Source organism: Streptomyces griseomycini, from assembly GCF_014203535.1.
GTDB lineage: Bacteria > Actinomycetota > Actinomycetes > Streptomycetales > Streptomycetaceae > Streptomyces > Streptomyces griseomycini.
On the sequence record NZ_JACHJI010000017.1, the window covers coordinates 82,334 to 91,272 of the forward strand.

Genomic DNA, 8,939 nt, shown 5'->3' on the forward strand with positions numbered 1-8,939 from the left:
GCGATCCGCCCGGCCCTGGACCGCTGCGGTGTCCCGGCGCAGGCGCGGCGGGCGCGCTTGCCGGGCCTGCGCCGGGACGTACGCCTCTCGGCCCCGGGCGGCCCACAACCGGCGCCTCATCGGGCGGCCGCCGCGGTCACGGCCCGCACCCCGTCGGGGGTGAGCAGGTACAGGCGGCCGTCGGGGTAGCGCACCTCGACCTCGCTGGGGAGCTGCGGCCGGCGAACCTTCCACCCGGCCTCGTACGACTCCCGCGGGTGGTCCTCGAACCAGCCGTTACACGTCGTGCAGACCAGCAGCAGGTTGTGCGCCTGGTTGATCCACGGCTCCCGTGCCCCGCCCATGCCGCGGTTCACCCGGTGGTGGATGGTCAGGTCCTGCCGGGTCTCGCAGCGCACGCAGGCGCCCCCGTCACGCGCGTATACGAGGGCCTTCACCACGTCGGTGGGACCGGTCCGTCGTCGTGCCTTCACAGCACTGGTCTCCTACCTGCCCCGGGCGCCGGACCGCGTCGTTCACGGTCCTGGTGGGCGCGCCCGGGGCGAGGCGGGGAGAGTGGACGGCGGCCGCGCCTTACGTCGCGCCGAAATGGCCCGGCGCCTCAAGGGGGCTTGGGATACTTCTGTCTGTCCTGCTGCTGACGACTGAGGAGCGCCCCTCGATGTCTGACGAGAACGCGTTCGTGATCTTCACCGTGATTGGAGTCGCGCATCTGGCCGGGGCGTATCTCACCTGGTCGCGCCGCTCCCGGTGGGAAGCGGACACTCAGCGGTGGAGGGGCGTGATGCGTTGGTTCAGCGGCCAGCGTCAGCTCAACGCCGAGTTGGCCCTCGGCGTCCTCTTCCTGGGCCTGGGCCTGGCCATCGGTCTCGCGTAGCTACCACGGCCCGTCAAGTCTCGCGTGGAGCTGCGCCCAGGTGGTGACGCCGAGGACGTCCGCGGCGAACCCGGCCAGGGTGTCGGCCCACAGGGCGTACGGCGTGCCGTGGCGCAGGTACGACAGCACCAGGAGGTCACACAGGACGTCGTCGGCGAGGATCGCGATCGTGGCGCGCCGGTCGGCGGCGGGGGCCGCGGTCAGATGCTCGAGCTGGTCCAGGCGGGCGAGCCAGTCGGGAACGGCCGAGGTGCGGGTGCACAGGCCTGAGTCGACGACGTTCCGGGCGCGGGCCGCGAGGCCGGCGATCCGGGTGCGGGGCGGTGCGGCGGTCGGGAACATGCCCGCGGACCGTAGGCACGGCCACGGCTTGCGTCGCGCAGCGAGGACGCGACGTTAAGAGGCCCTGCAGCCGATGGTGCGCGGCCCTGGGACGCAACAGGCGTCCCTGCGCCCCTTGGAGCTCCCGTGTCCCGCCTGTTCGGCAGCCTCGCGGCCCTTCTCTACATCGGCACCATCGTCTCTGCGAACTGGGCCACTGCCCACTTCGGTTTCCTGTCGGTCGGCTTCGGCCTGTCCGCGACGGCGGGGACGTTCCTCGCCGGCGGCGCGCTGCTCGCCCGCAACCTCGTCCAGGACGCGTACGGGCGCACCACTGCCCTGGTGCTGATGACGGTCGGTACCTGCCTGTCGGCGTTCACCGCTCCGGCCGCCCTCGTGGTGGCCTCCGCCGCGGCGTTCGCGTTCTCCGAGCTCGCCGACATGGCCGTCTACACGCCGCTGCGCCGTTCCTACTGGGCCCGCGCGATCCTGCCCGCGTGCCTGGTCGGCGCGCTCGTCGACACCGTGCTGTTCCTCGCCATCGCCGGGTTCCCGATCTGGTCGGCGGTGCCGGGCCAGATGGTCGGCAAGGCCTGGGCGGTGTTCCTGCCGGTCGCCGCGGTGACCGCCTTCCGGGCGGCCCGGAAGGTACGGACGGCGCGGCTGTGATCTACCTGACCACGCCCTCCGGGGACAAGGTCCGGGCGGCGATGGCCGCGGGCCACGGGATCGCGTGGATGAGTACGCCCGCCTGCGGCCACGTCCTGCCCGCAGGGCAGATATGGGCAGCGGACAACGGCCGGTTCGGGAAGGGCTGGCCGGGCTACGAACGGTGGTGGCGGTACCTGGAGAGCCACGCCGACCGGGCCGGGGACTGCCTGTTCGCGGTCGCTCCGGACATCCCCATGGACGCGGCCGCAACGCTCGAGGAGTCCCGGCCGTGGCTGCCGAAGATCCGCGCCCTGGGCTACCGGGCGGCGTTCGCCGCGCAGGACGGCGCCGAGGACCTGCCGGTGCCGTGGGACGACCTGGACGTGCTGTTCCTCGCCGGCTCCACCGAGTGGAAGCTCGGGCCGGGCGCGCGCGTGCTGGCGCTCGAGGCGAAGCGGCGCGGCAAGCGCGTGCACATGGGGCGGGTGAACTCCCTCAAGCGGTTGCGGTACGCGCACTCGATCGGCTGCGACAGTGCCGACGGCACGTTCGTCGCGTTCGGGCCGGACAAGAACCTGCCGAAGTGCCTGGCGTGGGTGGCAGAGCTCAACGGCCAGGAGGAGCTGTTCCCGCTCAAGGCGCCCGCCGCTTAGGTGAGGTGACGCGGTTCTGCAGCTCCCGCCGCGTCACCTCACCTCACGGGTCAGGCCGCGCGCTGGATGGCGAGCGCCCGCTCGAGCTCGTCGAGCATCGCCACGATGTCGTCGACCTTCACGTAGGAGATCCCGAACGTGACCGTGCCGTCGTCGTGGACGTCGAACTCGTACTCCGCGTAACTCTGCTCGTCCTCGTAGAAGTACCGGCCCGGCTCCGCTTCGGCGAACCCGCCGGGCCCCTCGTCGAACCAGCCAGCGCCCCATATCTCCGCCATGGCTTGGCCAACGGCCGCTTTGGGGACATGCTCGAACTCGATGGTGGCGCGCCCGTGGTCATCGAGGCATGCCTTCCCCAGGCCTTCCCCGGATGTCTCCCAGCGCAGGGTGGGGCCGAAGCACTGGCACCTGTCGGCGTGGGTCAGGGCGGGGAACGCCGCGATGAACGCGGCTTGCGCGGTCCGCTGGTGCTCGCTCCATGCGTCGGTCCAGTCCTCGAGCGCTTCCTTGACGTGCGGTTGCACGTTGCTCCCTTCCGCCCACGGGGCGGGGCCGCGGGGTTGCGGCCGCGGGACGCGCCGCGGGCAAGGAGGGGCACCCTGCACACCGCGGAATGCTTGCGTCCGCTCCTGGGGTGCGGGGTCAGTCAGCCGACTGCAGGCTTCGCCACCAGGTCGCACGACTCGAACAGCTCGAACCACTCCTCCGGCTCGCCGTCCTCGTCCGCCAGGGCGACCAGACGGGAACCGCCGTACACGGACTCGGCAAGGAAGTTCATCGTGGCGCGCATGTCGGGGTCGGCGATCCGGTCCGCGCCGACGGCGACCGCGACGTACTGGTCCAGCCCGGCCATGGCGTCAGGGTTGGTGTTCCACACGGCGAACGCCATGACGCGCTGCGGGTCCTCACCCCACCAGGCACGCCGCCCCAGGTCGAGCCGGCCGGGCAGCAACGCCTGATCGACGAACCGGGCCAGGATCCGCCAGACACTGTCCGAGTGGTGCCGGTACTGGGCGAACGACACGGCCACCCGCGGAACGTCCCCGTACGGGCGGGGACAAGACACCAGGGCTGTCCACACCAGGAGCACGGCCGCTGCTGTGTCGTGGTCTGGGCGCGGGATGCGGGCGGCGATCCGGCGGGCGTACGGGTCCGCCACGGCGCCCAGGACGGCGCGCTGCTCGCTGGTGAGGGCCAGGCCGAGAACGTCCTGGGCGAACCTGGCGGGGGTGTCGTGCCACAGCTCGTAGGCGCTGCCGGTGTGCAGGTCCAGGGCGATCATCACGTCCAGGACCGCGGCGTCCTCGAGGGCGGAGACGTGCGTGAGCCGCTCGTCGACCGGCATGTTCAGCAGTCGGTGCGCGAGCTCCACGGACTGCGGGACCGGCTGGACGATCCGGTGCGGGTGGTTTCGGCGCCAGGCCGTGGCGGCGAGCGTGGCGTACCGGGTGGGCGGGATGTACGTCATGGGCGCGGACCGTAGGGTCCCCGAGCGCTTGCGTCGCGCGCCTTGCGCCGGGGCCTGGGGGTACGGCTGCGCCCCGGCCGGGGAGTCGTCCGGCCGGGGCGCAGGAGCGGGCGGAGGGAGTTACCCTCCGGTGCTGCCGCCGGTGGAGCCGGGGCACTCCGGATCGAAGATGTTGCACGGGGTGCCGACGGACGGTGTCGGCGTCGGGTCCGGGGCGGTCGGCTTCGCGGTGGGCTGCGTGCTCGGCGACGGGGTAGCGGGCGCGGTCGGCGCCGGGGTGGTCGGTGCCGGGGTGGTCGGTGCGGGGCCCGGGTCGCGGGTGTAGCCGGGGCCCTTCACGAGGATCAGCGCCATGGCGGCCGCGGCGAGAACACCGACGACCAGCCACACGGCCGCGGCGGTCCAGAGCACGGCGCCGGCCCATCGGGGGAGGCGGGGCTTGCAGTCGCCGTTCTTGCAGGCGGCAGTGCAGGTGAGCGGGGCAGACACAGGGGGTCCTTCCGTACGGGGTACTGGAAGGGCGGACCGTGCCCGGCCCGGACGGCTTACGTCGCGTCGTGTCACTTCGCTGAGCGGACCGGGGGCGCCTTCACCGCGGGCGCGGCCGGAACCTTCGGCGCGGCCGGGGCTGGCGCCTTCGGCTGCGTCCGGGCAGGCTTGCGCGCGCTGCTGTCGGGATTGCTGCCGCCGGGGACCACTCCGGGCCCGTACGGCTTGCACGTCACCGGGTCCACGGTGCCCGCGAGGGCCGGAGCGCACCGGCCGGGGCTGCTGTCCTTGCTGGGGGCGCGGGTGGCGTCGGCGGCCAGGAAGGCGACGCACAGCACCAGGGCGAGCACGACACAGCCGATGCTGAACGAGATGAACAGACGGAACTGGCGGTCGTCCCGGGGGAGGTTGGTCTTCACTGCGTGGCCTTCCAGGCGGAGGGATGAGGCCACGCAGGCTCGAGGGGCGGACGGTCTTACGTCGCGCGCTGCCGCTCAGGATCGCTCAGGGCGGGCGACGGGCGACCGGGGCAGGGGGAATGGGCCCCGCCGGGCGTAGGCGGGGCCACAGGGCCGCTCAGGCGGCCTGCTGGACGTCTCCCGGCTCGAGGGTGGCGCTCTTCCCCGCCGGGGCGTCGGGGACGGCGCCGGGGGCGTGCTTGAGTGCCATACGGGCGGCGACCAGATCGGCGCCCGTGGTCCCCTCCTTCTTGCAGCGCTCCCACCACCCATGGCACTGCACGGTGGCGGTCGCCTTGCGCAGCTCCTCGAGGAGTTTGTCGAACTCGGCGGCGTCGTCCTCCGGCCAGCCGTCCGTGGCGGGGCGGCCGGGGTGCTGCCGTCCCCGTTCCGTCTCCTCCGGCCATCCGTCGTGGGGCTCACGGGACCAGGGGAGTCGGGCCTGCAGCGCGTGCAGCTTGGCGTACAGCTCGGCGGCCGTGCGCTGGGCGGCGACCAGGTCGTTGGGGAAGGCGTGCGGGTTGAACGGGGCCGGGGCCGGGTCGGGGGTGGTCATGCTTTCGAGCCTAGTTCGAGCCGGCGGCCGCGCCCTGCTCCACGCGGGGTGAGGTTCGACGCTCGCCAGTCCGCCCGGCGTGCTCGGCGTCCTGGTCCACACGCACCGCGAGCCGCGGGCCGTCCTCCGACCGCTCGGCGTCCTCGAGGACCTCCGCCCACCAGGCGTAGCGATCGGGCCGGATCGGGTGCTCCGTCGCCTGGTAGAACGCCACGGCGCCGTTGATCCGGACGGGCCGCAGCAGCCCGAGCACATCCCCCAGCGCGGCAACGGCCCGCTCGGCGCGATGCCGGGCGACGTCTTCGCCGGCTTCGGCTTCACCGCAGCGGGCCGCGTACCGGTCGCGCTCGCGCTTCGCGTCGGCCCACTGCCGGTTGCGGAGGCGGAGCTGGGCCCACAGGTTCTGTACCTGTGTCGGGTCCCCTCCCAGGGCGCGCACCGCGGTTCGCAGGGTGCGCAGCTCCCCCTCAGCGAGCTTCGCCCGGAGCTGCCACCCGTCGCGCTGCCGGGTGAGCTGGGCGCAGTCCACCAGGATGCCGACGCTCGGCGCGCCTGCGCCACGGATGACGCGGAGCGCTTCGGCGGCGTGGTCGCGGCCGCACATCGCGCAGTCCTCCCGCTCGCTCGGGTCGGTCGCCTCGCGGTGCTCCTCGGCTTCCTGCAGCACCTGGCACACGCGGGCGGTGACCGTCTGGAACTCGACGAGGGCGGACCCGTGCTCGCACTCCGGGCCGGTCGCGCGTTCCTGGCGTTCGGCGGCCGCGCGGGTCGCCCACTGGTGCGCCTCTCGGGCGTGGTCGATCAGCGTGGGCCACGGGGTGTCAGGGTGGACGTCCAGGGCTTCGGCCAGGGCCCGGCGGCGCATGGTGTCGGCCCCCTCCTCCTGGAGGGCCTTCTGCTGCCACGTGGTGGCGGCGCCCACGGCGATACGGACCGCGTCGGTGCTGCCCTTGGGGGCGGGCCTGGCGTTGGCGCGCTGTTCGGCCTCGCGTATGGCGGCGTCCGCGGCCTCACGGTGCCGGGCAAGGCGCCGGTTCGTCTTGGCCAAGCTCTTGCCGGTCTTCACCCCCAGACGGACCTCCTCGCGGACGTGGGCGGCCAGGACGGCGGCCTGCTCCGGGGTGAGGGTCCCGGCCTCGAGGCGGGGCAGCAGGTCGTCGAACGCGGCGCGCCGTGCCTCGCGTTCGTGGCGCTGCGGTGTGGTGCGGGAGTGGCGGCGGGGCATGTGCTCGGCTCCTCGTGCACGGGCGGCGGGGCCCGGCGGGAAGTCCGGGCACGGCAAGGAACGGGCGCGGCGGCCGATCTGTTACAGCGGCCGCGGGAACGACGGAGCGCCCGGCCTCCGCGGGGTGCGGGGCCGGGCGCTCCAGGGGGCCGGTCAGGCGGCCGGGGTGTAGTCGTCGGTGCTGTGGACCAGTTCATTCATGCGGTAGAGCTGGCAGAGGTAGTCAGTGGCCAGCGTCTCTCCGTCGACGTTGAAGAACTGGGCGAGCAGCCGCGCTGCCATGAGCGGGGGGACGACGTCGGCGAGCTGCTGGAACACGCTCGTGCGGGAGCCTTGCGAGGGGTAGGAGGCGCGGAAGCCGACGAGGAGTGCGGCTTCGTTCTGGGTGAGGCGCAGGCCGTCAGAGACTCGCTTCCAGGTGCGGGCCTTGCCGGTGAGGCAGTTGGAGGGGCGATCGGCGGAGAACTCGTTGCCGCCCTTGGGGCGGCCGGTCTTCGGGTCGATGCCGCGCACGCCACGGGTGTTGATCTTCTCGCCCTCCTTCCAGCCAAGGGCCTGCGCCATCGTGGTCTGGGGGACGTTCTCGGTGGGCGTGGGCAGGTACGACAGGCGGCGGGAGGCGAGGAAGAACACCCGCTCGCGGCGAGAGGCGAGCCCGAACTGGGAGGCTTCGAGGATGCCGTGGGTGGTCCAGTACCACTCTCCCTCTTCCTGGCCGCCGCGCAGCTCTAGGCGGATGTCGTCGAGGATCTGCTGCGGCAGTCGGCTGGACTGCTCCATTGCGATGAACTCCAGCGGCGCGCCCGCTGCCTGCATGCCGAACGCCCAGAACAGGAGTTCCGCCATGAGGCCGATGCGGGGGTCGGTGAGCGGGGCGAGTTGGGCGCGCAGTTCGTCCCAGGTGACGCCGGAGCGCGGGGCGTAGCCGTCGTGGTAGCCGAGTTCGTCGCAGGTGTCGCAGCCTTCGCACCAGTCATCCAGCTCGTTACCGGGAAGGAATCCGCCCGCCTCGGAGGTCTGGGCGAGCACGCGGCACAGGGTGTTGATGTTGGCCTGGTCCTGCCCGGAGTGCTTCCCGGCAGGGGAGAAGGAGGGGCACGGCGGGGAGACGATCAGGCCGCGGACGTGGCGCAGGGCGTAGTGCTCGGGGTCCAGGGTGGTGATGTCGGCGCAGATGCGGAAGTGCCCGGCGGCGCGGGCGGTGGCGCACGCGTCCTTGGAGATGTCGATGCCGACGGCGTCCACGGCGACGCCGAGAACCTTCGCGATGCCCTCGGACCAGCCCCCCGGGCCGGCGAACAGCTCCACCACGCGGATCGGGTCGCCGGGCAGCGGGTCGAGCAGCCAGCGGCCGGGGAAGGGGTCGGCGGCCGCGTCCAGGACGGCGAGGACCTTCGGGGGGATGGGCAGACCGGCCTTGCGGGCGAGGGTGGCGACGTGGACGGCGGTTGCGACCGCGGGGGGCAGGGTCCGCATCTGGTGTTCCTCTCTTCGTGGTCCGCGCCGGTGGTGCTCTCCACCGACACCACGAATAGTACACCCAGGTAAATCTCCTGTCCCTGGAACAGCGGAAACGCGCACTCCGATCGCCTAGGGTGCGCGTTTCTGCTGGTGGTTCGGCTGACAGTCAGCCGATCGCCGCGGCGTGCGCCTGACCCTCGAGGACCGCGGCCGCGGCCTCGACGTCGGCCCGCAGGTCCACCCCGCGGCGCTTGAGGTCCTCGAGCAGCTCCCCCGGCTCCGGGTCATCGCCCTGGTCCGCGGCGGCGACATGCTCGGCGAGCGCGGCCCGCAGGGTGAGCACCTCGGACTCGGCGGCCAGCAGCCGGCGCAGCAGCGACGGCAACGCGACACGGCAGTACCGGCCGAACGCCTCGGTGGTGTGGCCGCCGCGGAGGGTCTCCGCGTGGACTTCCGCAGCGTCAACGGCTCCAGCGAGCGACGACAGGGGGGCAGTGCCGGGGCGCAGCAGCGCGTCCAGTTCGGCGAGTAGCTCGGGCGTGGCAGGGGTCAGCACAGGAGGCTCCAGAGACGGGCAGGAAGGGCGCCCGGGGCCGATACGGGCCCCGGGCGCAGGGATGGGGTCAGACCACTTCGTTGCCGACGGTGGGCGGCTCGGCGTGGTCCTCCGGCTCGCAGTGCGTGCCATGCTCGGGGCAGCCGGCCGGCCGCTCGAAGCACGGGATCCGGCAGCTTCCGCAGGGGCAGGAACCGACGGTGCGCGGGACAGGGGCCATGGGT

14 protein-coding genes are annotated in these 8,939 nt (G+C 73.1%); 3 read left to right on the forward strand and 11 right to left on the reverse strand.

From position 1 onward, the window contains the following. Positions 1-116: 116 nt before the first annotated feature. On the reverse strand, positions 117-473 hold the full coding sequence (locus FHS37_RS32840) for an HNH endonuclease signature motif containing protein (RefSeq protein WP_184827994.1): 357 nt from the start codon (positions 471-473) through the stop codon (positions 117-119). A gap of 188 nt (positions 474-661) precedes the next feature. Between FHS37_RS32840 and FHS37_RS32845 the strand changes: the two genes are divergently transcribed. Continuing rightward, positions 662-877 (forward strand): hypothetical protein, encoded by a 216-nt coding sequence (locus FHS37_RS32845; RefSeq protein WP_184827996.1) that lies wholly within the window; start codon positions 662-664, stop codon positions 875-877. Here FHS37_RS32845 and FHS37_RS32850 read toward each other — a convergent pair whose 3' ends face one another. After that, on the reverse strand, positions 878-1,219 hold the full coding sequence (locus FHS37_RS32850) for a hypothetical protein (protein ID WP_184827998.1): 342 nt from the start codon (positions 1,217-1,219) through the stop codon (positions 878-880). Positions 1,220-1,345: 126 nt separating this feature from the next. On the opposite strand from FHS37_RS32850, the gene FHS37_RS32855 reads away from it, so the two are divergent. Together FHS37_RS32855 and FHS37_RS32860 are read left to right on the forward strand one after the other, a co-directional pair. After that, positions 1,346-1,867: a VUT family protein gene (locus FHS37_RS32855; protein WP_184828000.1), complete on the forward strand. Its 522-nt coding sequence runs from the start codon at positions 1,346-1,348 to the stop codon at positions 1,865-1,867. After that, positions 1,864-2,502 carry a hypothetical protein gene (locus FHS37_RS32860; RefSeq protein WP_184828002.1) on the forward strand — a complete coding sequence of 213 codons (639 nt, stop codon included), beginning with the start codon at positions 1,864-1,866 and terminating at the stop codon, positions 2,500-2,502. Before FHS37_RS32855 ends, FHS37_RS32860 begins: the two co-directional genes overlap by 4 nt. 50 nt (positions 2,503-2,552) lie before the next feature. Here the strand turns inward: FHS37_RS32860 and FHS37_RS32865 are convergent, their stop codons facing one another. The 9 genes from FHS37_RS32865 to FHS37_RS32905 all read right to left on the reverse strand — a co-directional run bounded on the left by FHS37_RS32865 (position 2,553) and on the right by FHS37_RS32905 (position 8,935). Continuing rightward, entirely contained in the window at positions 2,553-3,026 is a 474-nt protein-coding gene (locus tag FHS37_RS32865; protein ID WP_184828004.1) for a hypothetical protein, read from the reverse strand. A 122-nt stretch (positions 3,027-3,148) separates the two neighbouring features. Next, positions 3,149-3,970, reverse strand: coding sequence for a hypothetical protein (locus FHS37_RS32870; RefSeq protein ID WP_184828006.1), 822 nt, complete (start codon positions 3,968-3,970; stop codon positions 3,149-3,151). Between the two features lie 120 nt (positions 3,971-4,090). After that, positions 4,091-4,459 carry a hypothetical protein gene (locus FHS37_RS32875; protein WP_184828008.1) on the reverse strand — a complete coding sequence of 123 codons (369 nt, stop codon included), beginning with the start codon at positions 4,457-4,459 and terminating at the stop codon, positions 4,091-4,093. A 71-nt stretch (positions 4,460-4,530) separates the two neighbouring features. Beyond that, positions 4,531-4,878, reverse strand: a complete 348-nt coding sequence (locus FHS37_RS32880; protein ID WP_184828010.1) for a hypothetical protein — start codon at positions 4,876-4,878, stop codon at positions 4,531-4,533. A 157-nt stretch (positions 4,879-5,035) separates the two neighbouring features. Beyond that, entirely contained in the window at positions 5,036-5,473 is a 438-nt protein-coding gene (locus tag FHS37_RS32885) for a DUF8825 domain-containing protein (RefSeq protein ID WP_184828012.1), read from the reverse strand. A gap of 10 nt (positions 5,474-5,483) precedes the next feature. After that, positions 5,484-6,698, reverse strand: coding sequence for a hypothetical protein (locus FHS37_RS32890; RefSeq protein WP_184828014.1), 1,215 nt, complete (start codon positions 6,696-6,698; stop codon positions 5,484-5,486). 153 nt (positions 6,699-6,851) lie between these two features. Beyond that, positions 6,852-8,174 carry a DNA cytosine methyltransferase gene (locus tag FHS37_RS32895; protein WP_184828016.1) on the reverse strand — a complete coding sequence of 441 codons (1,323 nt, stop codon included), beginning with the start codon at positions 8,172-8,174 and terminating at the stop codon, positions 6,852-6,854. Between the two features lie 151 nt (positions 8,175-8,325). Further along, positions 8,326-8,715, reverse strand: a complete 390-nt coding sequence (locus FHS37_RS32900) for a hypothetical protein (RefSeq protein ID WP_184828018.1) — start codon at positions 8,713-8,715, stop codon at positions 8,326-8,328. 67 nt (positions 8,716-8,782) lie between these two features. Then, complete coding sequence (locus FHS37_RS32905) at positions 8,783-8,935, reverse strand: hypothetical protein (protein WP_184828020.1); 153 nt, start codon at positions 8,933-8,935, stop codon at positions 8,783-8,785. Positions 8,936-8,939: the final 4 nt, after the last annotated feature.

What these genes read in the sequence shown, in the direction of transcription:
- FHS37_RS32845 (WP_184827996.1), top strand. Translation starts at nt 662, where the DNA reads ATGTCTGACGAGAACGCGTTCGTGATCTTCACCGTGATTGGAGTCGCG.
- FHS37_RS32850 (WP_184827998.1), bottom strand. Translation starts at nt 1,219, where the DNA reads ATGTTCCCGACCGCCGCACCGCCCCGCACCCGGATCGCCGGCCTCGCG.
- FHS37_RS32870 (WP_184828006.1), bottom strand. Translation starts at nt 3,970, where the DNA reads ATGACGTACATCCCGCCCACCCGGTACGCCACGCTCGCCGCCACGGCC.
- FHS37_RS32885 (WP_184828012.1), bottom strand. Translation starts at nt 5,473, where the DNA reads ATGACCACCCCCGACCCGGCCCCGGCCCCGTTCAACCCGCACGCCTTC.
- FHS37_RS32890 (WP_184828014.1), bottom strand. Translation starts at nt 6,698, where the DNA reads ATGCCCCGCCGCCACTCCCGCACCACACCGCAGCGCCACGAACGCGAG.
- FHS37_RS32895 (WP_184828016.1), bottom strand. Translation starts at nt 8,174, where the DNA reads ATGCGGACCCTGCCCCCCGCGGTCGCAACCGCCGTCCACGTCGCCACC.
- FHS37_RS32905 (WP_184828020.1), bottom strand. Translation starts at nt 8,935, where the DNA reads ATGGCCCCTGTCCCGCGCACCGTCGGTTCCTGCCCCTGCGGAAGCTGC.